Here is a 23954-nt window from a genome sequence, read left to right as displayed (position 1 = left end):
CTTTTTAAAGGGTCGGGAATCCGAAATGATCAGGAGAGTCTTCGGAATTCTACTGACAATCATTTTTTTTACGGCATTATACGCCGGCCGGTTCCATGCGATCTCTGCCTCGCTCGTATACTCTCAAAACGAGGCGGAACAGAAGCTTATTGAGGAGATTCTCAAGCTCGATTCCAAAATACATGCTCTTACCCGGAAGATAAATGAACTTTCTTTCCAAAACCGAGAATTAAAAAAGGTCCTCGCCGCCAAGCGCCTGGAACTGATCCGCCTGGACGACCAGCTGAAGGAGCGCAGAAAAAAGCTGGCCCGCTGGGTGGTATTCAGCTATAAAGGCGGCATGGGGACTTTCCTCGCCGTGCTCGTCGGCGCCGAAAATATGGGCGATTTTTTAAGGCGGCTCGACAACATAGTCTTCGTGCTGGAATATTATAATAATGTAATTTCGGAGACCAGGAATCTCATACTTTACCAAAAACGGGAGGAATCGTATGTCATGGAAAAACAAAAAGAGATCCAGGCTCTCGAGGAAGAAGCCCGCAGAGCTCTGGAAGAGCTTCAGGAGGCCCGAGCTCTGAAAGAACAGGAGCTTATAAAAGCTAAAAATATACTTGAAGATACAGCGTTTCTAGAAAAAATAAGCAAAAATTGGCAGGAAGCCCTGCCATCCCTCGATTATCTTTTAAAGAACCTGTCTTCCCTGCCGTGGACCAGCATCAGCCCCGACAGCTTGAAGGTAAACTATTTTACCCTGACGGCCAGAGCGGAATTTATCGATAAAAGCATCACCGAGAAACTTCTCTCCGGAAACGATAAGCTCAAAAATGTGTACTTTACCTTCAGCCCGGAAGGCATTACCGTATCCGAAAAAGATCCGGACGAAAAGCCCCTGTACTCGGTTACGTGCAGGCTGGAACTGGGGGAAAATAACAGGATAAAAATTCAGCCCATCAGGCTGGAGTTTAACGGCGTGGTGCTTCCTCCGGAGGTAATTCACGATTTAACGAAAGGCCACGACCTGTCCTTTATTCCACCGCCCTTACCCTACGATCTCAAAATTACCTCGATCTCTACCGAAGAGGGTAAGCTCATCCTGTACCTCAAAAAATACTAAATAAAAAAAACAACCCCGCCTTCAGGCGGGGTTGTCCGGTCTCCTTACTCCTCTGGGTTTACTTCCTCCTCATTTTCCAACTCATCTTCTTCGTCTTCGGCCCCGGCGTCATCTTCCCCGACCTTATCCTGGACCAGGTCGTCATCGTTCTCTTCTTCCAATTCTACTTCTTCTTCTTCTTCGACATCCTGCTCTTCTTCTATTTCCTGCCCTTCCTCTATGTCTATATCACCGGTGGTTTCGTCATAATTTACCTTTTTACCGAGCACCTCGCTTATAAATCTCAGGGGCACAAAGGTCCTGTTGCTGATCAGCTGGGCTGGCACATCTAAAGTCACCTGCTCTTCATTTACGTATATCGTGTTGCTTCCGACACATATTGTAATTTTTATATCCTGTTTTACCAGGTAGACCGCCTTTGATACCTGGTCCCAGGTTACCGTTGCTCCGAAACCGTTCATAATGGCCCTCAGCGGGATCAGCGTCCTGCCGTCCTTTATTACCGGCGGTACGTCAAATTTCATTTCCTTTTTATTTACCCTTATCTTTGCGTTAAACTCCTTCATATTCATTTTTTCTTTTATGTCGTTCTTAATACGTTCTTCGATTTTAAATTTTTTCTGTTCCTTCCTCTCCCCCACTCTTACCTCGCCCCTTACCTTATCCGGGTTGCCGGACTTTCCGGGCAGTGCAAGAGCTACCGTCGATACGGTGAAAAGCAGGATGAGAGTAAGGCATAGAGCTTTAAATATACCCCTTTTCATCTAAACTCCTCCCTCTTTTTTTGCTATTACATAATACGAAAGCCGGTCCCGCTTTTTTGAGGTATTTTTATAAAATGGTCCAAAGGTCTCAGAAGGTATCCTACTTTAGTCCTTTTACAACCCCAACCCGGGCTGTCGAATATTTCATCATCCGGCTTAATATAAATGTGTTATAATTTAATTACAGAACTCGGAAGGGGAGCCGGAGGGATGACGCAAATAAGCAATCTGAGCATGGGAACCGCATTTCTGGCCGGCGTTCTGGCCTTTTTCTCCCCCTGCACCGTACCCCTGCTGCCCGCTTATTTTGCCGTCCTGGCCGGCAGCGGTACCAGCAAATTCGAAAAAAGGGCGGCTCTAATCACCAACAGTATAGGCTTTATTACCGGTTTTTCCCTGATTTTCTTCTTACTCGGGCTTTCGGTCACAGCCCTCGGTCAATTCCTTCTGGTCAACCGTATAATTCTTTCAAGAATTGCAGGAATTTTTGTAATAATTTTCGGGCTGTTCCTCGTCAGCGCCCTGAAAATCCGCTTCTTCATGAGGGAAAGGCGGAGCCATCCGCATTTTCGGAGAGTAACGCCGCTCTCCGCTTTTATAATGGGGTGCGCCTTTTCTCTGGGCTGGACGCCCTGTCTGGGACCGGTGCTGTCGTCGGTTCTCTTAATGGCCGGCAGTACGCGGGATTTCAAAGCCGGCGCTGTATTGCTTCTCATTTTCTCCGCAGGCCTCGCTCTACCGTTTTTTCTGCTGGCCCTGGCCGCCGAAAGAGTCAACGCCTTCACACCCCTGATTAACCCGTACCTCCCTCTCTTTCAGAAGGTTGCGGGGGCTGTCCTTATACTGATGGGAACGCTGCTCTTCCTTAACCGGCTTTGAAAATCGTAAACGGCAGGTAACAACCTGGCGACAGTGGCGCTAAACGGTCTGCTGTTTGTATTCCATGAATAAGTTTCCGTTAGGAGGTAAGCGATGAGGTCCTTTCCGGAAAAGTCTAAGACCTTTGCCCTGCTGACTGTTATCGTATTTTTAACGCTTAACCTTGCGGGCTGCGGGAAACCGGAAGTCGAGACTGCCAACCCCGAACCCGGGGTAAAACCCTATGAGGGTTTTGCCGCGCCTGACTTTGAACTCCCCGACCTTTCCGGCAGGAAGGTAAGGCTCTCAGACCTGCGAGGGAAGACGGTAGTCCTGAACTTCTGATCCCTCAACTGTTCTTACTGCCTCGCCGAAATGCCCGACTTTGAAGAATTCAACACCTCGAAACCCGACAATGTAGCGGTCCTCATGATAAACCTGGACAGGGATGCCGGCAGAGTCGAAACTTACATTAAAAACAAGGGCTACACCTTCACGGTTTTAAAGGACGAAAAGGCCCAAACCGTAAGGTCCTATCTCATAAGAGGCGTCCCAACGACGGTGGTAGTCGGCGGGGACGGGGTGATCAGGGCTAGAGTCGAGGGGCAGGTGACAAAACAGATTCTGGACTCCCTGGTATGCGAGCCCGGGAGCATAAGACCCACCTGACCGTCATCTTAAAGGATATCGTAGATATCGATATTTTTGTTACATTGATTCACTTTTCGTTAAAAGGATATTGTAATAATTTTGTAAATATTTTATTTTGTGTATATTTTTAACGGTTATACAAGGAGGTGAGAATTCGTCAAACACCTAAACTAAACATATAAAATAATCCAAGGGGGGTCAGCTGTTGAGGTTTAAAGTTACAACCAGGATTTTGATCGGTCTGATTCTAGGTGTCTGTGTAGGCCTCTTATTTACATCGGCTCCCGGTGCGGCCGCGACCTACATTAAACCCTTCGGGGACCTTTTCCTCAACCTCATCAAAATGATAATAGTGCCCCTGGTCCTTTCCTCGTTGGTGGTGGGAGCGGCCAGCACCGGTGACGTAGGGAAACTGGGGAGAATCGGCGCCAAGACCCTGACTTACTACCTCCTCACCACCGCCTTTGCCGTAACTCTCGGCCTCATCCTGGGCAATATCCTTGACCCCGGCATGGGCATGACCCTGCCTCCGGATGCCAAAGTAGAAGTCCAACAGGCGCCATCGGTGGTGGAAACCATTCTGGGTATCGTCCCCACTAATCCGATAAAAGCCATGGCCGACGCCAATATGCTCCAGATCATAGTATTTGCCATCTTCCTGGGGATAGCCATTACATTAATCGGTGAAAAGGGCAAACCGGTTCTAAGCTTCTTTGACAGTCTGGCCGAAATCAGCTATAAGATAGTCGGGATAATCATGGAGTACGCACCCATAGGCGTTTTTGCTCTGATAGTCCCCGTAGTCGCCGCCAACGGCCCTTCGGTGCTGCTTCCCCTGCTGAAGGTAATAATAACGGTTTACCTCGGGTGCGCCCTCCACGCCGCTCTGGTCTACTCATCTCTGGTTTCCATATTTGCCAGAATGAGCCCGGCCAAATTCTTCAGAGGCGCAACGCCGGCTATGATGGTAGCCTTCACTACCAGCAGCAGTTCGGCGACCCTTCCTGTTTCTATGGACGTGACGGAAAAGAATCTGGGAGTGTCCAAGTCCATATGCAGCTTTGTACTGCCGCTGGGCGCCACCATAAACATGGACGGCACCGCCCTTTACCAGGGGGTTTGCGTGCTGTTCGTCGCACAGGTTTTCGGCATCGACCTTTCGCTGTCGCAGCAGATAGTGATAATACTAACGGCCACCCTGGCTTCCATAGGGACCGCCGGAGTCCCCGGCGCGGGCCTTATAATGCTCACCATGGTGCTGCAGTCGGTGGACCTGCCCCTGGAAGGCATAGCCCTCATAGGGGGAATAGACCGCATACTCGACATGGCCAGGACCTGTCTCAACGTGACGGGCGATATAGCCGGCTCGGTGGTGGTAGCCGCCACCGAAAGGGAGCTCAATCGGGATATCAGCCTTTAAGTAGATGTGTAGCAAAAACCCCATTCCCTGTTGGGGAATGGGGTTTTACGTTTTTCTCTCAATTCTATCACAGCTCGAACTTCCTATGAAGTGCCGTTATAGCCCTTTCCGCATCTTTGTCCCTCACCAGGCAGGATATCGTTGTATGGGAGTCGGAAGTTTGAAGGATTTCGATATTTTCGCTTTCCAGAGCCTCGATTATCCTGGCCATTACGCCGGGTACGCCCCGCATTCCGGCCCCGACCACCGTAATCTTGGCAAGTCCGCGCACCACCTCGGGAATTACGCCGATCCCCTCGAGTACCCTGACCGCTTTATCCACAAGTTCTTCCTTAATGGTAAATATCTTCAGGGCTGGAAATACGTTTATCAGGTCTATGCTTATGCCTGCATCCGCCAGTATCCTGAATATGCGGACCTCCAGACCTCTGTCACCGCCGGACGGCACTTTTATGCTGATTTGGGCCAGGTGTGGTATGTGGGCTATACCGGTAATGAGCCGTTCGGGCCCACAGGTGATCAGTGTCCCCGGGGAATCGGAAAAGGTGGACCTAACCCTCACAGGTATGTTGTACTGCATGGCTATCTCCACCGCCTTAGGATGGATCACTCTGGCTCCGTTGTAGGCCATTTCGGTCACTTCCCGGTAGGTGACCGTATCCAGGATGCGGGCTCCCTTAACGACCCTGGGATCCGCCGTCATGATTCCTTCCACATCGGTGAAAATATCGACGCGCTCGGCGCCGAGAGCGGCACCCAGGGCCACCGCCGTCGTATCGCTGCCGCCCCTGCCTAGGGTAGTGATGTCGCCGTTTTCGGTCATACCCTGGAACCCGGCAACGACAGGGATATAGTCCTGCTTCACGGCGTTTATCAGAGCATCGGTTTTAATTTCCCTTATCACGGCGTTTCCGAAACGGTCATCGGTCAAAATGCCCGCCTGGCCGCCGGTAAAAGCCTTGGCCGGGTGTCCCTTGGCGTTAAGCAGAGTAGCCACCAAAGCAGCGGAAATTACTTCACCGCAGGACATCAAAAGGTCCCTTTCCCGGGCCGGTACCTCTCCCCCGGCCTCCTCCAGCAGGGAAAGCAGCGTATCGGTGGCGTAGGGGTCACCCCTGCGGCCGATGGCCGAAACCACAACCACCGGAGAATATCCTTCCTGTTTCGTCTTTATCACATGCTTCAGCACCATCTCCCTGGACCCGGGAGTGGCTACTGACGTGCCCCCAAATTTCTGTACAACCAGTCTCATATCAGAGCCACCTCATACCAGATTGTTTTTTACCAGGTATTCGGCTATCTGCACGGCGTTATAGGCCGCTCCCTTCCTCAGGTTGTCGGCCACGATCCATAGGTTCAAGCCGCACGGCACCGTAAAATCTTCCCTTATCCTGCCCACGAAGACCTCGTTTTTACCCGAAAGGTAAGCCGGCATCGGGTATACTTTATTTGCAGGATCGTCCATCACCACGACGCCCGGAGCACCTGCAAGAATCCGGCGGGCTTCTTCGGGGGTAACTTTCTCGTAAGTTTCTATGTTCACCGATTCGGAATGGCAGTTTAGGACCGGCACCCGTACGGTGGTGGCAGTTACAGCTATGTTCTCATCCCCCATTATCTTCTTTGTCTCTCTGATCATCTTCCATTCTTCCATCGTATAACCAGTATCGTCGAAAACGTCTATGTGCGGAAGGAGGTTGAAGGCTATCTGGTGTGGATAAACAGAGGGCTCCGGTTTTTGGCCTTCGAGGACCTGTCTTGACTGAAGTTTCAATTCTTCTATGGCCTCAAGGCCGGTTCCGGATACCGCCTGGTATGTGGAAACGACTACCCGTTTTACCCGTGCCCTGTCGTGGATGGGCTTTAGAACAACCACCATCTGAATGGTCGAACAGTTGGGGTTCGCGATAATGCCCCTGTGCTTGTGCAGGTCCTGAGGATTGACCTCCGGCACTACTAAGGGGACATCGGGATCCATCCTGAAGGCGTTGCTGTTGTCGATCACCACCGCCCCCCTTTTTACAGCTTCGGGGCTTAGAGTGAGGCTCACGTCCTTTCCGGCGGAAAAAAGAGCTATATCGACACCCTCAAAGGACGAGGGTTTTGCTTCCTCCACCCTTACTGTACAGCCCATAAACTCAACGGTCTGACCTTCGGAGCGCGAAGAAGCCAGAGGCAAAATCCTTTTTACGGGAAAACTTTGCTCTTCCAGAATCCTCAGCATTGTGCGGCCGACGGCACCTGTAGCTCCTACTACGGCCACATTGTAACCGTTCATTTTTCATTCCTCCCAAAAATATCCCTTGACCCCGCTGATGAACGGCGCCACTCATCACGGTATATTAAAGATAATTCTATTTTAAATAAAAAACCCTGTCAATACTCATTTTATGCGTTCATTATTCCGTTTGATATCAGCCGGATCTCATTTTTTCCACGGAAAGCCAAAAAATGGTACCATTAAAAAAATTTGTCCTCTGTCACTAAAAGAGGGCTATTTATAATGCTTTTTATTGCGGGTAACGCGGTCAAGAAGCCGTTTAGTGAGACCGCTGCCGCTTTAACATAGGATTTTCTCCAGAGTTTCAAAAAAGCCGGGAAAGGATATTTTTACGCATTCAGCGTCTTTAATCCTCGAAGACCCGGGAATCGCCAACGCCGCCACCGCCATGGCCATGGCGATCCTGTGGTCGCCAAAGCTTTCCACATCGGCGGGCTTCAGGGACCCGCCGCCCCGGATCATCAGGCCGTCTTCCAGTTCCATCACGTCGGCTCCGAACTTCCTTAAATTTACGGCTATCGCTTTTATTCTGTCGCTCTCCTTTACCCTCAGCTCCGCCGCTTCCCTTATTACCGTCTCACCTTCTGCAAAGGCAGCAGCTACGGCAATCACCGGAATCTCGTCAATAAGCCTGGGTATCATTTCGCCTTTTATGGTTGTCCCCCGGAGCCCTTCTCCTTTGACGATCACGTCGGCGACTTTTTCGCCGTTCCAGATCCTCTCGTCATAAATCTCTATATTGCAACCCATTTCCCGGAGCACATCGATTATACCTGTTCTGGTGGGGTTAATGCCCACATCCCTTATAAGAAGTTCGGAACCTTCCGTTACGGCGGCTGCCACCATGAGAAAGGCCGCCGACGATATATCCCCCGGCACCGCTACCCGCTCCCCGCTGAGTTTATCCACCGGGATCAGCCTGACCTCACCGTCCGCTGCTAAAATCCTGCCTCCAAAGTGCGCCAGCATAATTTCTGTGTGGTCGCGGGTTTTATGCTTTTCTATTACTGTAGTTTCGCCTTCGGCGTAAAGCCCCGCCAGCAGTATTGCCGACTTTACCTGGGCGCTGGCCACCGGAAGCTCGTACCGGATTCCCTTAAGACATCCCCCTCTTATGGTAAGTGGGGCGTACCTGCCCCCGCCGGCCCCTTCGATAACGGCTCCCATCATGGTCAGGGGCTCTACCACCCTACCCATGGGCCTTTTCATAATGGACTCGTCCCCGGTAATTGTGGCTTCAAAGCTCTGGCCCGCCAGTATCCCCGAAAGAAGCCTTATCGTCGTCCCGGAGTTGCCCGCGTAAAGGGTACCGTCGGGTTTTTTTAAACCCCTGAGACCCCTTCCATTTATGACTACTTTATCCGGCGCCTCAAACCGTATATCCACTCCCATTTTCTTAAAACAATCAACGGTCCTGAGGCAATCGTCGGCCGGAAGAAACCGCTCCACCTGAGTTACGCCATCCGCAACGGCCCCCAGCATTACGCTCCTGTGGGATATGGATTTGTCGGGGGGAGCGAGAATCTCCCCCTTGAGTCTCCTTTTACCTTCTATCGTTACATCCAAAGCCTTCACTCCTCCCGTTCCCGTATTGCCGGGCTCTTTCAAAGATACTTCTTATGTCCGGAGCGCTGGAGGATTCTATTGCCCTCCGCAGTTCACCGAGCTGCCTGCTGAAAATGGATATCATGGTCAGAACTTCGTCCTTGTTCGTGAGCAAAATATCTACCCATATTCCTGCGGCGGAGGATGCGATGCGGGTAGTGTCTTTATATCCCTTCCCCGCCAGTTTTAAGTACCCACTGCCGGAGTCGGACTCCCTCACCGCGTTGACGAGGCTGGTAGCTATGACCTGCGGCAGGTGGCTGACCGCAGCCACTATCCTGTCATGCTCTTCCGGGGTCATTATATGCGGAGCCGCACCGGTCTTCAGAATTAAGGCTTTGAGGGTCTCGACGGCTTCCGGAGGGGTTTCCTCTGTCGGCGTAAGTATATAAGGTCTTTTTGAAAAAAGGTCGACCCGGCTGAAGCCGTAGCCGCTGTACTGGGAACCGGCCATGGGGTGGCCGCCCACAAAAGCCACACCTTTAGGCAGCACCTCCTTCACGGAATTTACCACAACCCTCTTGGTGCTGCCCGTGTCGGTCAGCACGGCACCCCTTTTAATAAAGGGTGCCAGCTTTCTCACGACCGGCACGATGCTCAGCACCGGCGTACAGATGAATACTACATCCGCCCTCTTCAATGCTCGAAAACCGCTTTCGTCCGCGCTATTTATATTAAAGCTGTCTTCCGAAACGACCCCTTCGCTTGCTGCCGCTGAAAGGGTTCCGTCATCCGAGTCGATACCCAATACTTCAAAGCCCACAGATTTAAAAACCCTGGCCAGCGACCCTCCTATAATTCCCAGCCCCGCTACCGCCACTGTGGAGACGCTCATTACATGCTCCTCCCGACTATTGGTGCGATTTTTTTGAGTTCCTCACACAGCAGCCTGAAATTCTCCGGTTTCAGGGACTGGGGACCGTCGGACATGGCTTCCTGGGGGTTAGGATGGACTTCGATTATCAGGCCGTCGGCACCGGCGGCCAGAGCCGCTCTGCTCATCGGGGTCACCCAGCGCCAGTGGCCCGTGCCGTGGCTGGGGTCTACTATTACGGGCAGGTGGCTTATGTGCTTTATTATCGGCACTGCACTCAGGTCCAGGGTATTTCTCGTCATCGGCTCAAAGGTCCTTATCCCTCTTTCACAGAGGATTACCTGAAAATTGCCCTCATTCATAATGTACTCGGCGGCGTTCAGCCATTCCTCAATGGTGGCGGACATACCTCTCTTCAGGAGCACCGGCTTTCCCGTCCTGCCCGCAGCCCTGAGCAGCTGGAAATTCTGCATATTGCGAGCTCCTATTTGCAGTATATCGGCGTACTCGGCGACCTTATCTACGGCTTCCGTGCTTGTAACTTCGGTTACAACGGGAAGTCCGGTCCTTTCCCTGGCCTCGGCCAGAATTTTCAGCCCCTCTTCGCCCAGTCCCTGGAATGAGTAAGGCGAAGTCCGGGGCTTAAATGCACCTCCCCGGAGGACTTTAGCGCCGCACTTTTTCACTATCTCGGCAGTCTCCAGGAGCTGTTCCCTGCTCTCCACCGCACAGGGACCAGCCATGACGACGAACTCGTCGCCCCCTATCAATACATCCCCCACTTTTATCACGGTAGGTTCGGGACGAAAAGTACGGCTCGCAAGTTTATACGGTTCCACGATGGGTACGGTCTTTTCCACACCGTCCATGAGCTCTATAGGCTTATCGGCCAGAAGCCTGCGGTCTCCTATAACCCCGATTATGGTTATATCGGTACCTCTTGAAAGGTGTACCCCGAGTCCCGCATTTTCGACCATCTCGCATACTTTCTTTATCTGATCCTCGGTGGCGTTTTTCTGCATCACTATAATCAAGGTCAATCCCTCCATTATACGATGTCAAAACGTGCTTTATATATGGTGCCGTTTACAAACACCCTGTACATATCCCCCCGAAGGGGGATAGATCGCCCACCACCGGGAACAGGATACAAAAACTTCGGCGTTACCGTTGCCTTTATTATTGTCGCCCGGGACCAGTCCGGGATAGCCCGTTCTGACAGTCACACCATATCCCTCCGAGCTTATGTAAAAAACCTCCCGCACCCCGTTAGGGGCGAGAGGTTTCCCGCTTTACGTTTTGGAAAGTATTATATAATACGCCGGAACTTGTGTCAAGGCACTTTGCCAGTTAGTTGGTTAATAAACCGCCGTTCGTTCATACTGCTTTTTCAAAAACCTGTAATTTATTCCCACCTGTGCTATAATCTTAATATAATATTAATGCGGAACTACAAAATAAAAAAAGCGGAGGGTTAAAGATGTTTCCAATCAGGGACAATATTCCGAGCAGGCGACCGCCTCTCATTACGGTCCTGCTCATAATAATAAATTCGCTCATATTTTTTACCCTTTCGGGCACTTCATACAGGGCTTTCGTCCGGTTCACCTACAAATACGGCCTGATACCGGCGAAAATTATGAAACTGGTGGTATCCGGTGCACCGTTTTCCTCCGGTGACCTTTATCCATTTATCACCAGCATATTTCTCCACGGGAGCACCCTTCACCTTATAAGCAACATGTGGATACTGTGGCTTTTCGGTGACAATGTAGAAGACCGGATGGGCCATATAAGATTCCTGATCTTCTATCTCCTCAGCGGTGTAATCGCGGGCGTGTTTCACATAGTTTTCAACCCCTTATCACGGGTGCCGGTGGTGGGGGCTTCCGGAGCTATCGCGGGCGTGATGGGCGCGTACTTCGTATTATTCCCGTCGGCGAGGATAATCACCCTGGTGCCGACCTTTTTCCTGGTTCCAATCTTCCTCCAGATACCCGCCGTTGTCTACCTCTTCCTGTGGTTCCTGGCCCAGCTCTATTCCGGTACGGTTTACTCCGTCATCGGCGGGGCGGCGGTTTCAGGAATAGCCTGGTGGGCACACATAGGAGGGTTTGTCAGCGGCGTGCTGTTAAATAGATTCTTCCTCAAGCGAAGATGACGTACCTTTTTCTGCGAGAGGGATTAATTTTAGATTTCCGAAATTAATTGAAAAGTTGCTATTAATAGGAGAAGGAGCCTGTAAATTTCCAAAGTTATTCGAGGTAAGGGGGTATTGAAATGAACAGGTACATTTTTGTGAAAGTGGCAGCAGGGAAATGTCGATAGAACGCCTGAAGGAAGAAAAGTGTTCCTTGTCAGTATAGCGGTAGAGCGATCCATTTTTTGGTACTGGCAATGAAGTTTCCATCTTTATGCTCTGGTTGTATTCAATGTTTCTTTAAAAACGTTTCAAGTTCGTCATAACCAAGAGATTTACTTAAAAGGTGCCCCTGTATTCTATCACAAGACATTTCTTTTAATAATTCAAGCTGCTCTTTATTTTCCACTCCTTCGGCAGTCACGGTATAACCCAACCTGTGTGATAAATATATTATTGAATCGACTAATACGCGCATTTTATTATCTTCTGTTATTGGGGCGATAAAAGAACTGTCTATTTTTATTTCATCTATCGGTAAAAATGTTAAATAATTCATGGAAGAGTAACCAACACCAAAATCGTCAAGTGATATTTTTATGCCTAATTCCCTGATTCTGTTTATTTTTTTTATATTTTCTTCCTTTGCTTGCATTATCTGACTTTCAGTAATTTCGAATTTTATATTTTCAGGTTTAATATTATATTTTTTTAACATGTCAATTATAAATTGATAAAAATAACCTCCATGAAGCTGTGCGGCAGAAACGTTTATTCCGAGATCCAGCAGAAATCCATTTTTGTGTGATAATCTCTTATACGCTGCAAGAGAATTTTCTATGACCCATTTCCCCAAATCAATTATGAACCCCGTCTCTTCCGCCACGGAAATAAACTCCGCCGGTGATATATCCCCCAGTTCTGAGCTTTTCCATCTCGCCAAAGCTTCTATACCGACAATTTTATTTTGCTTTATGTCAAGTTGCGGCTGAAACTCTAAATATAATTCATTTTTCTGTAAGGCTTTTTTCATATTCAAAAAAATACCAAATTTTCTCTTGTTCGCTTCGCCCATTTCTTCATTGTAATAGGTGAAAGTGTTTTTTCCATGATTTTTAGAGCTGAAAAGGGCGATGTCTGCAAACTTCATTAATTCTGTAAGAGATGTAGCGTGATTCGGGCATAGTGCTATTCCTATACTTACTGTACTTAAAAATTCATAATGATCAAGCTTTAGGTATTTTCTAAACCTATTTAGTATGCTTTTAGCTATCACTTCGACTTTGTTTATTTCACGAGCCGGAAATAAAACTGTCACAACAAATTCATCGCCGCCTGTCCTGAAGACCGCACCACTTTCGGATACAAGACCTTTCAGAATTTTCCCGGCAACTGTTAAAAATTTATCGCCGTATGTATGTCCGAAATTGTTATTAATAAACTTGAAGTTATCAAAATCTATATAAAGCAAAGCAATTCCAACTGTTTTTTGCATTTCAGAGACTTTGTAAACATTGAAAAAATGTTCTAAATAGTTTCTGTTTGGGAATCCTGTGAGAAAATCATAATAAAACATTTTATTTATGTCATTATTTTCCAGGTTCATCAATTCGTCTATTATATTCACAAAAACGCCCCCCTCTTTTAAAAGGCGATTTCCCAAATCCCCAACTCTTTGCTTATCAAGCTCTCTTACTGCAACAGCTATAAAATTAAACGCCCAATTTTTTTAACACTCCTAACAATTGTTCCGGACTAAAGGGTTTAACAATCCAACCACTAGCGCCGGCTTTTCGTCCTTCTTCCTTTTTCTCCATAGAACTTTCAGTTGTTAACATAAGTATGGGTACAAACTTGAAGCCGGGCAGCTTCCTTACAGTCTGTATAAAAGTAACACCGTCCATATTCGGCATATTGAGATCTGTAATTATGGCCTTTACTTTTAGGCCATCTTTTAATTTATTTAGAGCTTCAGCTCCGTCACACGCTTCATGGACGACATGCCCCGCTTGTACCAGAGTTGTTTTTACAGCTAATCGCATGGTGGTAGAATCATCAACAATTAATACTTCCGCCATAGAGCGCCCCCCCTTTTTATTGTAAATATTTCAGAAGATCTCTACATTGTCACCCAGGCTTTCTTCATGCTTCATTCCCAGGGCGGCATAATGATTTTGCCGTTCAATATAGGTGGTATATTTGTCCACCATACTTGCGATTGTTTTCTTTAATTTGCCTCTACTAAGAACTTTGAATGCTTCCTGATCCATACGTAGTATATTCCCAAATTCCCGCAGCACCTCTAGGATATGTTGCAAGCGTTGCCCGGCTATATCCTGGAATTGTCCGGCAACTATAGTACCATCAATATCCTGGAAGAAACCCTCAATTTCTGAAAGTAAGTTAGAAATGAGTCCTTCTACCTCTTGTGCCGCGTTGCTAATATCTTGACTGGTCTTCTTTATCGTGTTATCTATCTGTTGTTTTTCACCTTCAATTTCGTCTAAATAATCTTGTAGCTCTGCAGACAGCTCTTTAACAGAACTCGCAATGTCCTCTGCAATGCAATTCACTTTCATAGTAGCCTTATACGCCATATCCGCCAGCCGCCTCACTTCACGTGCAACGACTTCAAAACCTTTGCCATACTGTCCAGCATGAGCGGCCAAGATAGAAGCGTTTAAGGCTAAAATCTTGGTCTTGTAAGCTATGTCGCTTACTTCTTCAATAAAATCGTGAAGTTCTTTCTCGACCTTTTCTGCTATACTCCTGCAATTATCTCGGCTGACAGTCAACTTATTAACCACCTGTTGAAATACGGTATCGGTTTCATTGGAAAAAGCCATCAATTCTTTTATAATTCGCCCCACTAATCCTCCGTTATCTCCAGAATCAAAACTGTAAATCTTTCGCCCTAACTCCTGGGCGTTAGTAAGGCTCTGGCGTACTCGTTCCTGCAACTGGCCTATGCCGTAAAGTATTGATGAGAACACCTTCTCGCTCTCTGATACTAGACTTCCAATCTGCAGTTCAATTATATCAAGAAGCTGGGATAACTCTGGTACTCCTGAATTCTGTAAGCTGGTTTCAGTCTCAGGGTAAGTCTCCGGAGCACTGGTCTGGACCGGGCCAGTTGAACCCTCTTCTAATATCGCTGTTTGTTCCCGACGAAAAGCTCCTGTATCGGGAGGATGCCTTAGGATACGGCACAAAACCCATCCTACAGGAATTCCACATAGAAAAAACCCCACTTCGTGCCACGCCAATTTTATACACCCCGCATACCTAATTATTGCTAGAGTAAAGCACAAATCTAGGATCTCCTTGTGTCGGTGGCATTATAAATTTTATATCTTGTTTTAAGTGGACCAGCATTAATAACACTTGCATACCAGCCAAATCCAAGTCTTTAAGGCCATTTAGATCCACAGTCTTAATCTCAGACAGATTTTTCAAGATTAGGTTCCAAGCATCCTTAACATCTTCTATAGTCAAACTCTCGTTTATTGCGAGGTTTCCATCCCGTAGTTCAATGTTCATAAGTATCCGCCTCTCTCAAGCTACGAGTGTTAATTATCATAAGTACTCTTCCGTTACCCCTTACCGCTGTCCCTAAGTAGAGGTCCAAACCGGCAAGCTCTCCGGTTAACTTTCTTACAACCAGGTCTTCTGTGGCCGAAATGCAGTCGACTAAAAGACATACTCCTCCTCTCAACACGATAGCCTTTCTATCTTGAAGTTTATTACGTGTGCTTGCAACACCGAGTATCGACGCCAAATCTTGGACAATTAAGGTGTGACCTCCCACGTTGGCGATTTTCCCCGTAGCAGAGAAACGTATAACTTCTTCAGCCTCCGCTATGCGTTCAAGGTCACATACCGGGATGCCGATTTCTTCTCCGGACACCTCCACCACCAATACCTGGGTAGTCAAGAGAGTAAGGGGCAACACCACCCTTACAGTTGTTCCTTTATCTGGAACGCTGTGCAAGTTAACATATCCACCAAGCTCCATTAAAGTATGTTGTACTACGTCCATACCAACTCCACGGCCAGATATTTCGGTTACACTTTCCGAAGTACTAAAGCCTGGCATAAATATTAACTTCATGACTTCCTGATCGTTCATTTTTTCGGCTTCTTCAACGGAAATGAGACTTTTTTGTATAGCCTTATTTTTTACTTTTTCTAGGTCAATTCCGCGACCGTCATCTATAACATCTATAAAAACCGCTGAGGCCTCCCGGGAAGCTTTTACAATTAATCGCCCTGTCTTTTCCTTACCCTTTCTCCTTCGCTCCTCCGGTGTTTCTAATCCATGATCCAGGGCATTGCGTATTAGGTGAAGAAGAGGCTCATAAAGCCTTTCTACCGTTTCCCGGTCAAGTTCGGTCTCCTCTCCCTGGAAAATAAGCTCCACTTCTTTCCCAAGCTTTATGGCTATATCCCGTACATAACGGGAGAACCTGGAAAAAAGCTGCCGCAACGGCGTCATTCTCAAACTGATTATAGTTTCCTGGAGTTCTCTAATCACAGACGTTAAAGCCTGCTCCTGTTCTTTTAACGCATAATGAAGTTCGCGATCCCGTACCATCTTTTGGAGGCTTTTAAGCAAATATTCCAGCCCATTCTTCTGTAAAATAAGTTCCGAAGCTAAATCCATAAGGCGCTCAATTTTGTGCTTATCTACGCGAATACTTTCGCCCTTTAAACTCAATGCCGAAGAAATAACAGTTGTTGCTTTACCTGCACTAGTTGAAGTTTCGCAATGTTCTTCAGACATAGACCAGCTCTCATGTAGGTTAGAAGTGCCCATGCAAATCTGTTCAATCCCGCTTGCCTCTTCCTGCAAACACTCCCATATATCCCGGGCGGCTTCCCGGGGAGCAATAAGTTCAGCCACAGTCTCGTGGTTTGCATTCGCATATTCCAGTAGTAAAGCTCTAAAGTCTTCAATAAGCTGGTTTAAATTCTCTTTACCCCCATAAATCTGCCTAAACAAAGCCAGGAGCAAGACAACCTCACAAAAAAGCGATTTTTTTATAAACGGAAATCTATACATACTTAAGGCTAATGCTATAAAGTTGTCAATCCGCTGTTCCAGTCCCTCATCCGGTATCCTCCAGAAGGCTTCCTCAGCGAGCGCTCTAAGTCTTTGTCTCTCTTCCTCTGAGGGTAGTTGTATTTCCGCCAGGTCCGGTGAAAAAAGCTCAAAGATCGAGTCAATGTACCCCAGGTTTATATCGGCATCATCGGCCAGAAATTCCAGTTCGAACAGTAGCGTTTCTATTCTATCTATTTGAATTTGAAAGGCTAAGATAATGGGCAAATAACATTTTTCGGGATCAAACTCGTTAACAGAGGGTAACCTATCACCAAGAACTGTAAGGGATGCCACTCTTCCTCCTAAAGTCTCAATCCCTTGAAGGGCTAGTCTTAAAGGATCAAGCCCTCTTTCGAAAATGCCAGTGCCACAATTTATACCTAATACGTATAGTCGTTGCTTCTTACTTCCCAAATCCTGTTCTTTTACCCTCGATCTGCTGTCTCCCAACATATTCTTCAATACTGTAAGGCGGAAAGTCAATGGCAAAAGGTACAAACCCTCAAAGCTGGTTATTCTTTCACCCCCGGATTGGTTGGGCTGGTTCCCAGCAGAAAGGGCTCTTCCTGGTATACTTGTCCTAACTTCTTCCAGTAATTCCACCCATTGATCAAGGGGAGGTTCATAGCCTTTTTGTGCCAGGTATATAGCTATTTCTTTCAGAGCATCTGTACCTTTAAAAAAGAGGGTAACTAGGTCACTCGTGACCTCTAACTCATTTTTTCTAATTTTCTCAAGAAGATTTTCAAATTCGTGGGCTATGTTTTGAAAGGTTATCGCACCCGCTATGCCAGAAGACCCTTTTAAGGTATGGAAAGCTCGGAAGAGCTCGTGGATAAGTTCTGTATCTTGAGGATGCTTTTCCAACTCAAGTAATTTCTGTTCTATCACATCAAGGAGCTCCTGTGCTTCTTCCAGAAAGGAGGTAAGCAACGTTTTATCTATGTACTCCACTGGCCAGTTTCACCTCCCACTTTTATTTCCGGTAAACAAGGTGCCCACCTATGCGCTCCGGCCGGAAAATTGTAGAAAACTTGCCCATAAAATCTGCGTGACCAAAAAAAATATATCCTCCTGGTACAAGGACTTTATAGAGGTTTTTTAATACTCTTTCCCTGCTTACATCGTCAAAATATATAAGCACATTTCGGCAAAATACAACCTCGAAAGGGGCAAGATCTTCTGGTACGCCAGTTAAAAGGTTGGCCCAGGCAAAGTTAATTTTTTGTTTCAAAAAGGGCTTGACTTTATAAAACTCTCCGTCCACCCAAAGGTAACGATTTAAGTATTCCTTAGGTATTAAACGGATTGACCGGGTATCATACGTACCCTTTTTCGCCTTTTCTAACGCTAAAGTGTCAATGTCTATCCCCACTACCCTCCAGTCGAAGGCTTCCCCTTCGAGCATTTCGTTCATAATTATCCCCAGGGTATACGCTTCTTCTCCGGTTGCACAGCCTGCCGAAAGCACTTTAATAGTTTTGTCCAAACCGGTAGGACCTTCCTGTAGCATCATTGGTATTACCTTCTCAGCGAAAAGTTTAAGCTGTTCGTACTCGCGGAAGAAGTACGTTTCTTTTACCGTCAAGGCGTTAATGAATTGCTGTCTTTCAAAAGCATCAAACTGTAAAATACGTAAAAAACTTTTTATGTCCTCAATTTCTAGCACTTCCATACGTTCTCTTATCCTGCGTTCCAGGTAATACTTCTTATTAAAATCATAACGGAGCCCAGTGGTGCGGTAGATCAGGTCTGTAAGTTTCCTTAAGCTTTTATTGTCAAGGATAATATTTTTCACCCCTCGTTCACTGCTTTAACTATCTCTTGTGCGATACGGTAGGATGGAGTCACTATTGACGCACCGCCCCTGGCTATAGCTTCTCTGGGCATGCCCCATACGACTGCAGTTTCTTCGGCTTCGGCTATAGTGATACCTCCTGCGTCTTTTATCTTAACCATGGCGTCAGCACCATCGTCTCCCATACCGGTGAGCAGTACACCTACCAACCGTTGCCCGCCAAGGACTTTCAAGGCACTCTCCATAGTTACTTCTATAGATGGTTTGTACAGCGCATCCCGAGGTTCGTCGGTAAGTCTGACTCTTGCTTCGTTCTTACCTAACCTGCGCTCTATTTTTATATGGCTGTGCCCGGGTGCTACGAGTATCTTGCCTGGACTAACAGTTTCCCCATCCTGGGCTTCAGAAACTTCAAGCCGGCAGATGTTATTGAGTCTTTCGGCGAAGCCTTTGGTGAACCCTGCCGGCATGTGCTGGACTACTATTACAGGGGCGGGAAGGTCTGCAGGGAGCTCGGGCAATATTTCCGTCAAAGTTTTGGGTCCACCAGTGGACACTCCTATAATTACTAGTTTATTAAAAGGAGTTGAGACACCCCAGGGGGCGGGCTTAAAATTTGATCCCGCCCCCCTCTTTTTTATAACTCTCACAGCGGCTTTCATATTGGACTTCGCCGCTGCCTTGACCTTTCGCTTGATCTCATCAGCTATCTTTCTTATATCACTCGAAATTGCACCGCTGGGTTTAGCTATAACCTCCACTGCCCCTAGCGCCAATGCCTCATAAGTTAATAATTCACCTTTTTGGGTCAAGGAAGATATAATTACCACCGGAACAGGATTTTCATTCATTATGTACTGGAGAGCTGTGAGGCCATCCAGTTTAGGCATCTCCACGTCCATGGTAATGACATCGGGCCGTAGAGAAAAAGCAAGTTTCACCGCTTCTTCTCCGTCTCTGGCTATTCCTACTACTTCTATCTCAGGATCCTGTGCTAAAATCTCATTCAAGTATTTCCTAATAAAGGCCGAATCATCTGCTATCAATACTCTGATCCGTTTCCCCAAATTCATTATTGGGCTCCCTTCCTTCTGTTGTTTCCGTTTTTGCAGCTTCACTGTTTATGCTCTGCAAAACCCGCACTTCAAAACGGCTCAATAGTTTATGTAAATCTAGTACTAAAGCTACAGCTCCTTCTTGTCCCAGCTTTGCTATGCCTACCAGATACTCATAGTCCAGACCCACTGAAGTCAGGGCGCCTGTAGTCTCAATAGCAGCAAGCTGTATTCTCTTAACTTCTTTTACCACATCAACAATAAAGCCGGTCAGGCTGTTTCCGATGTCTACCACAATAATCCTGTTCTGATCTCCCCTGGCAAAACTACCCATTTCCAAGCGTTTGCGTAGGTCTATCACCGGGATAATATTCCCCCGAATATTTATTACCCCTTCTACAAAGGAAGGAGCTTGAGGGACGCGCGTTATTTCTGGAACGTTGAGTATTTCGCGCACGGAGGTTATCTCGGTAATAAAGTCCTGCTCACCAAGCCTGAAGAGGATATACTGGCCCTCACTGTTTTTGCCTGTTGCAGTTTCTTCTTTGACCTTACGACCCGCAGGGCCTATCCCCGAATTCACTACTTCCAGACCCGTGAGGCAAGCTGGATCTAAAATGTAGGTAAGCCGTTTTTCCCTGCTCGTGTCTGTTTTACAGATCCCCTTAAATCTGAGCTTTGCATCAACTTGAAGGTACTCCGGCATAGCTTCAATGGCATTTTCGTCTATTCTGAGTACCTCGGAAACGTTGTCTACCACAATCCCCAGAAGCCCCCGCTCATCGTTTAAGACAATTACCCTGCTCCTGCTGCGATCGACTTCTTCCCCCTTTAAGCACATTAGTTTTGCCAGGTTTATCACAGGAAGCAGTTGATCTCTCAGCACCATGATCCCTTCGGCATAATGAGGGAAAGTAGGTACACTACTTAATACTTCAGGGTAGGCAACTATTTCCTGGACATATGCAATATCAAGACCGTATTCTTCCCCCTGAACGTTGAAGGTAACAAACTGGCGCTCTGCTGCAACTGTCATCTGTTCACATCGTTCTCCATATCTTTTGTTCCCATATTCCTGTCGCCCGATTTCTTCTCTTCCTACACGGAAACTTTGCTTATGAGCAAGAAGCTTATGGGGGTCAAGGAGTATAATAACACTTTCCTGCATGCGCAGGAGCCCGGAGAAATATACTTGATTGGGGAGGTCCTGCGGGAGGGCTTCAATTTCCTCAGTGTCTACGGTAACTACACCTGTTACGGCGTCGACCATATAACCAACCCGATAGTCGCCCAGTGTGATTATTAAGACCCTGGTATCTTCGTCATATTCTTTATCAGGCAGTCCGAATTTCTTTCTGCCGCTGACTACTGAAATGGCAAGCCCGCGAAGGTTGGCCAAACCCTCTACATAATGGGGCGCCTGCGGAACCCTGGTTATGCGCGGGAGGCGTATGATTTCCTGCACCGCCTGTACGGGTACCCCGTATTGTTCTCCGGCAAGGCGGAACAATACATACTGCGTTGAAGCCATAACTGTTCACCCTTTCTCGGCCACGGTTACAAGTTCTGAAGCTCGTTCGCCATGGCTGCAATCTCTTCAATTGCCCGTGAGAGCTCATCCATACCCTGGGTCTGCTGGCGGGCGGCGCTAGCTGCCTGTTCGCAGGCAGAAGCGGCTTCCTGTGCAGCACTGGCAATATTCTCCACTGCTTTCCTGGCTTCCTCGGCTGCTTTCACGGCCTGTGCAGCATTCTCGTCAATCTCCTTTGCACCCCGGGCTATTGTTGTTATATCTTGATCCATTTTCTCCAGTTGACTCACAACGGTCTTCGCCTCTTCTACTTCACGCGCAACTTCCGATACTACGATTTGCACTTCCCTCATAACGAGAGCAATACGGTCCTGGATGGCGCGTACCAGATCTTTTATCTGGTCTGCATTCCGTGCACTCTCTTGGGCCAGATTACGGATATCCGACGCCACCACAGCAAAGCCTTTTCCGAATTCGCCGGAACGGGCTGCTTCTACAGCACCGGTTACTGCCAGCATGTTTGTTTGGATACCAACAGTGACTATGCTGTCAACTATCTTGTCTATCTTCCTGGCTTCCTGTTCAAGATCTCTCATTGCGGCCGCATTTTCCTGGACTGTCATCAAAGTTTCGTTTATACCGTATATCAAGCTTTCTATGAGTTCGCGGTTTTGTTTTAACAAATCTTGCATAACGTCTACCTGACTCAGGCTATTGGCGGAGGCCTGTCTTATCTCTTCCATCTGGCGCAGAACCTGGACGGCCACTACAAGTGATTTGTCGGCGGCCTGTGACTGTATTTGGGCTCCCCTGCTTATCTGCTCAATGGCGGTCATAATCTGTCTAGCTGCTGTATTAGCTTCTTCCAGCGCAGCAGAGATCTCTTCAGCAGACGCTGCGAGGGTTTCAGAAGCTTTTGTGGTATCCTGAGCACTCCTTACTGCATCTGCATTGGTCAAAAGGTCATTGACAGTGGTACCGATATCACCCAGAGCCTTAACCTGTTGTTCTATAGAAGAGAGGGCTTCGGCTACTGCACTGCTCTGTTCTTCAGCCGCCTGGGCTATTTGGGAGGCTCCTTGTTGAAACTCTTGGGTAGCCTGCGTCACTTGCTGGGAAAGATCTAACACCAACTCCGAACCTTTTCGTACTATAGTCATCTCCTGGGCCATCTTTCCCAATGCCATCGATACCTCACGGCCTTTATCGGCCTTGCCCTTAGCAGTCTCAGCCGCTTTATTTATTGCGGCGGCTATCTCTTTTACCCGCAACTGAATACCACTCACGACCTCGCGAATGTCCTCCGCTGCTTTCTCAGAAGTCTCAGCTAGGGTGCGCACCTCATCGGCTACTACCGCAAATCCCTTACCGTAGTCACCGGCCCGAGCAGCTTCAATTGCAGCATTCAGAGCCAGAAGGTTAGTCTGATCCGCTATTCTAACTACCGTGCGAACAATGCTTCCAATTTCCTCAGCCTGTTTTTCCAGTTCTACCACCGACCGTGCGGACTCTTCATTCCGTACCGCCGCGGCTATAACTCCATCCACCATTTTTTGGATGCTTTGCGAAGTCTCGCCAGACAGGGCTTGCAAAGCAATTACTTTATTTAATGACTCTTGAGCTCGTGTCACGCTTACCTGAGAGTTTCGGTTGATTTGCTCGATGCCGGCCAGAGACTCCTGAGTAGCGCTAGAGGCTTCTTCCGCGCCTTTGGCTATCTGTTCCATGGCAGCTTGAAGTTCATTAATTGCTGAAGAGGCTTCCTCTACTCCTGCCGACAATTCTTCTGTAGCACTTGCGATCCTCTCGGCCAGCTGCTGCCTTTTTGCAATAAGCCTTGCCTTACGCCGTTGGGCCTCCAGTTTTTTGGCTGTCTCATTGAGACGCTTGGTTTCTATCTCTTTCGTCCCAGTCTCTTGCGAAAGTTCCGGTAATGCAAGTTTTTTCTCCATAAACAATCGCCTCCAATCACACAATCTGTCAAGTTTCGGTTAACTCGAATTCCTTAATTATCAGGTCTTCTCACAAGTGTAATCATTTCACCTCCTTTGTACAATATAGTTAGCTCAATGATGTAATTAAGGGTCATTTAAAGTTTTTTTGACAACCACACAGGAATTCTGATAAAACTTAGCTAAATATTTCTCGTAGCGGCAGGGGACTTCGATCTACCTCCTTGGGAAGCTCTTTCGCTGTCCCGAAATTAAGAGTGAAGCCCCTCCTCTATGAGATGTCTCGAATGAGCACGTTGTGGATGTAGCTTGCTATATGCCTCGAGTTACGCGCAAGGTTGAGACTTATAGGGGATTGCGGGAACCCTGCCTAATTTCAATGAAAGCGAGGATGTAAATATGATCTATGGCGGTATTGATGTGGCTAAACATAGTCACGAAGTATGCCTCGTGAATGACGCCGGAGACATTGTTCTAAAGATGCATCTAGATAATAACCATAAAGGGATGAATAAGTTTTTGCAGGCATTGGAAAGGCTCGGTTTGAAGCCCGATGGTGTAAAGTTCTGCCTGGAAGCCACCGGACATTACTGGCTCCCTATCTACTGCTACCTCACTAAGCTGGGATTTGAACTTCATGTTATCAACCCCATTCAGTCGGATGCTTTGCGTAATCTCTATGTGCGTAAAACCAAAACCGATCAAAAAGATGCTCTGCTTCTTGCTGACTTGCTGCGATTAGGTAGAGCCCCTGAAACCAGGCTTCCTTCTGAAACAACCCTCAAATTGCAGTCGCTCTCCCGACTCCGCTTTGAGTTCGTTCGCCAGGTCGGTGGTCTTAAGAATAGGGTACTCGGTATCTTAGAT

The 23954-nt window shown here is 47.6% G+C and carries 21 protein-coding genes and 2 pseudogenes; 6 read left to right on the top strand and 17 right to left on the bottom strand.

The annotated features are described in order from the left end of the window. Positions 1–25 precede the first annotated feature (25 nt). Positions 26–1114, top strand: a complete 1089-nt coding sequence (locus LZ11_RS05235; protein WP_148866852.1) for a coiled-coil domain-containing protein — start codon at positions 26–28, stop codon at positions 1112–1114. Between the two features lie 44 nt (positions 1115–1158). On the opposite strand, the gene LZ11_RS05230 is transcribed toward LZ11_RS05235, so the two are convergent. Beyond that, positions 1159–1878 carry a copper amine oxidase N-terminal domain-containing protein gene (locus tag LZ11_RS05230; protein WP_148866851.1) on the bottom strand — a complete coding sequence of 240 codons (720 nt, stop codon included), beginning with the start codon at positions 1876–1878 and terminating at the stop codon, positions 1159–1161. Between the two features lie 210 nt (positions 1879–2088). Here LZ11_RS05230 and LZ11_RS05225 point away from each other — a divergent pair, with 210 nt between their 5' ends. The 3 genes and pseudogenes from LZ11_RS05225 to LZ11_RS05210 all read left to right on the top strand — a co-directional run bounded on the left by LZ11_RS05225 (position 2089) and on the right by LZ11_RS05210 (position 4807). Then, positions 2089–2757, top strand: a complete 669-nt coding sequence (locus LZ11_RS05225) for a cytochrome c biogenesis CcdA family protein (RefSeq protein ID WP_170240297.1) — start codon at positions 2089–2091, stop codon at positions 2755–2757. Between the two features lie 93 nt (positions 2758–2850). Beyond that, positions 2851–3405: pseudogene (locus LZ11_RS12700) on the top strand (peroxiredoxin family protein). A 184-nt stretch (positions 3406–3589) separates the two neighbouring features. Continuing rightward, entirely contained in the window at positions 3590–4807 is a 1218-nt protein-coding gene (locus LZ11_RS05210) for a dicarboxylate/amino acid:cation symporter (RefSeq protein ID WP_425473434.1), read from the top strand. Between the two features lie 67 nt (positions 4808–4874). On the opposite strand, the gene dapG is transcribed toward LZ11_RS05210, so the two are convergent. The 6 genes from dapG to LZ11_RS12360 form a co-directional block, all read right to left on the bottom strand. Continuing rightward, a complete protein-coding gene (gene dapG / locus LZ11_RS05205) occupies positions 4875–6059 on the bottom strand; it encodes an aspartate kinase (RefSeq protein ID WP_148866846.1) in 1185 nt (394 codons plus the stop codon). A gap of 12 nt (positions 6060–6071) precedes the next feature. Continuing rightward, positions 6072–7085: an aspartate-semialdehyde dehydrogenase gene (locus LZ11_RS05200; protein WP_148866845.1), complete on the bottom strand. Its 1014-nt coding sequence runs from the start codon at positions 7083–7085 to the stop codon at positions 6072–6074. Between the two features lie 282 nt (positions 7086–7367). Continuing rightward, the gene (gene aroA / locus LZ11_RS05195) at positions 7368–8654 is read right to left on the bottom strand and encodes a 3-phosphoshikimate 1-carboxyvinyltransferase (RefSeq protein ID WP_148866844.1); all 1287 of its coding nucleotides are present in this window, start codon (positions 8652–8654) and stop codon (positions 7368–7370) included. After that, positions 8632–9528 carry a prephenate dehydrogenase gene (locus LZ11_RS05190; RefSeq protein ID WP_148866843.1) on the bottom strand — a complete coding sequence of 299 codons (897 nt, stop codon included), beginning with the start codon at positions 9526–9528 and terminating at the stop codon, positions 8632–8634. Before LZ11_RS05190 ends, aroA begins: the two co-directional genes overlap by 23 nt. After that, complete coding sequence (gene aroF, locus LZ11_RS05185; protein ID WP_148866842.1) at positions 9528–10541, bottom strand: 3-deoxy-7-phosphoheptulonate synthase; 1014 nt, start codon at positions 10539–10541, stop codon at positions 9528–9530. The genes LZ11_RS05190 and aroF overlap by 1 nt, the downstream gene beginning before the upstream one ends. 36 nt (positions 10542–10577) lie before the next feature. After that, positions 10578–10733 carry a hypothetical protein gene (locus tag LZ11_RS12360; protein ID WP_170240296.1) on the bottom strand — a complete coding sequence of 52 codons (156 nt, stop codon included), beginning with the start codon at positions 10731–10733 and terminating at the stop codon, positions 10578–10580. 254 nt (positions 10734–10987) lie between these two features. Between LZ11_RS12360 and LZ11_RS05180 the strand changes: the two genes are divergently transcribed. Next, entirely contained in the window at positions 10988–11668 is a 681-nt protein-coding gene (locus LZ11_RS05180) for a rhomboid family intramembrane serine protease (protein ID WP_148866841.1), read from the top strand. Between the two features lie 268 nt (positions 11669–11936). On the opposite strand, the gene LZ11_RS05175 is transcribed toward LZ11_RS05180, so the two are convergent. From LZ11_RS05175 to LZ11_RS13160, 10 genes and pseudogenes are all read right to left on the bottom strand, one after another. Then, positions 11937–13274 carry a putative bifunctional diguanylate cyclase/phosphodiesterase gene (locus LZ11_RS05175; RefSeq protein WP_148866840.1) on the bottom strand — a complete coding sequence of 446 codons (1338 nt, stop codon included), beginning with the start codon at positions 13272–13274 and terminating at the stop codon, positions 11937–11939. Between the two features lie 85 nt (positions 13275–13359). After that, entirely contained in the window at positions 13360–13725 is a 366-nt protein-coding gene (locus LZ11_RS05170; RefSeq protein WP_148866839.1) for a response regulator, read from the bottom strand. A gap of 30 nt (positions 13726–13755) precedes the next feature. Next, on the bottom strand, positions 13756–14913 hold the full coding sequence (locus LZ11_RS05165; protein ID WP_148866838.1) for a methyl-accepting chemotaxis protein: 1158 nt from the start codon (positions 14911–14913) through the stop codon (positions 13756–13758). A 19-nt stretch (positions 14914–14932) separates the two neighbouring features. Further along, positions 14933–15187, bottom strand: a complete 255-nt coding sequence (locus tag LZ11_RS05160; RefSeq protein WP_148866837.1) for a hypothetical protein — start codon at positions 15185–15187, stop codon at positions 14933–14935. Next, the gene (locus tag LZ11_RS05155; protein WP_148866836.1) at positions 15177–17705 is read right to left on the bottom strand and encodes a chemotaxis protein CheA; all 2529 of its coding nucleotides are present in this window, start codon (positions 17703–17705) and stop codon (positions 15177–15179) included. Before LZ11_RS05155 ends, LZ11_RS05160 begins: the two co-directional genes overlap by 11 nt. 22 nt (positions 17706–17727) lie before the next feature. Further along, the gene (locus LZ11_RS05150; protein WP_148866835.1) at positions 17728–18549 is read right to left on the bottom strand and encodes a CheR family methyltransferase; all 822 of its coding nucleotides are present in this window, start codon (positions 18547–18549) and stop codon (positions 17728–17730) included. Then, positions 18546–19622 (bottom strand): protein-glutamate methylesterase/protein-glutamine glutaminase, encoded by a 1077-nt coding sequence (locus LZ11_RS05145; protein ID WP_187695054.1) that lies wholly within the window; start codon positions 19620–19622, stop codon positions 18546–18548. The genes LZ11_RS05150 and LZ11_RS05145 overlap by 4 nt, the downstream gene beginning before the upstream one ends. Further along, entirely contained in the window at positions 19582–21135 is a 1554-nt protein-coding gene (locus tag LZ11_RS05140; protein ID WP_148866834.1) for a chemotaxis protein CheW, read from the bottom strand. The genes LZ11_RS05145 and LZ11_RS05140 overlap by 41 nt, the downstream gene beginning before the upstream one ends. A gap of 26 nt (positions 21136–21161) precedes the next feature. After that, complete coding sequence (locus LZ11_RS13165) at positions 21162–22244, bottom strand: methyl-accepting chemotaxis protein (protein ID WP_425473433.1); 1083 nt, start codon at positions 22242–22244, stop codon at positions 21162–21164. Continuing rightward, a pseudogene (locus tag LZ11_RS13160) lies at positions 22239–22685 on the bottom strand (methyl-accepting chemotaxis protein); the annotation flags it as partial. The gene LZ11_RS13165 and the pseudogene LZ11_RS13160, both read right to left, overlap by 6 nt. An 801-nt stretch (positions 22686–23486) precedes the next feature. Here LZ11_RS13160 and LZ11_RS05130 point away from each other — a divergent pair. Beyond that, positions 23487–23954: IS110 family transposase (locus LZ11_RS05130; RefSeq protein WP_148866895.1), on the top strand; the 468-nt coding region annotated here is incomplete at its 3' end.

The organism is Thermosediminibacter litoriperuensis (assembly GCF_008124715.1).
Classification (GTDB): Bacteria; Bacillota; Thermosediminibacteria; order Thermosediminibacterales; family Thermosediminibacteraceae; genus Thermosediminibacter; species Thermosediminibacter litoriperuensis.
This window is presented reverse-complemented; position numbering and strand designations above follow the sequence as displayed.

Coding starts and splice junctions, on each gene's coding strand:
- LZ11_RS05200 (WP_148866845.1), bottom strand. CDS start 7,085: ATGAACGGTTACAATGTGGCCGTAGTAGGAGCTACAGGTGCCGTCGGC.
- dapG (WP_148866846.1), bottom strand. CDS start 6,059: ATGAGACTGGTTGTACAGAAATTTGGGGGCACGTCAGTAGCCACTCCC.
- LZ11_RS05225 (WP_170240297.1), top strand. CDS start 2,089: ATGACGCAAATAAGCAATCTGAGCATGGGAACCGCATTTCTGGCCGGC.
- LZ11_RS05160 (WP_148866837.1), bottom strand. CDS start 15,187: ATGAACATTGAACTACGGGATGGAAACCTCGCAATAAACGAGAGTTTG.
- LZ11_RS05230 (WP_148866851.1), bottom strand. CDS start 1,878: ATGAAAAGGGGTATATTTAAAGCTCTATGCCTTACTCTCATCCTGCTT.
- LZ11_RS05170 (WP_148866839.1), bottom strand. CDS start 13,725: ATGGCGGAAGTATTAATTGTTGATGATTCTACCACCATGCGATTAGCT.
- LZ11_RS05190 (WP_148866843.1), bottom strand. CDS start 9,528: ATGAGCGTCTCCACAGTGGCGGTAGCGGGGCTGGGAATTATAGGAGGG.
- LZ11_RS05235 (WP_148866852.1), top strand. CDS start 26: ATGATCAGGAGAGTCTTCGGAATTCTACTGACAATCATTTTTTTTACG.
- LZ11_RS05140 (WP_148866834.1), bottom strand. CDS start 21,135: ATGGCTTCAACGCAGTATGTATTGTTCCGCCTTGCCGGAGAACAATAC.
- LZ11_RS05180 (WP_148866841.1), top strand. CDS start 10,988: ATGTTTCCAATCAGGGACAATATTCCGAGCAGGCGACCGCCTCTCATT.
- LZ11_RS05145 (WP_187695054.1), bottom strand. CDS start 19,622: ATGAATTTGGGGAAACGGATCAGAGTATTGATAGCAGATGATTCGGCC.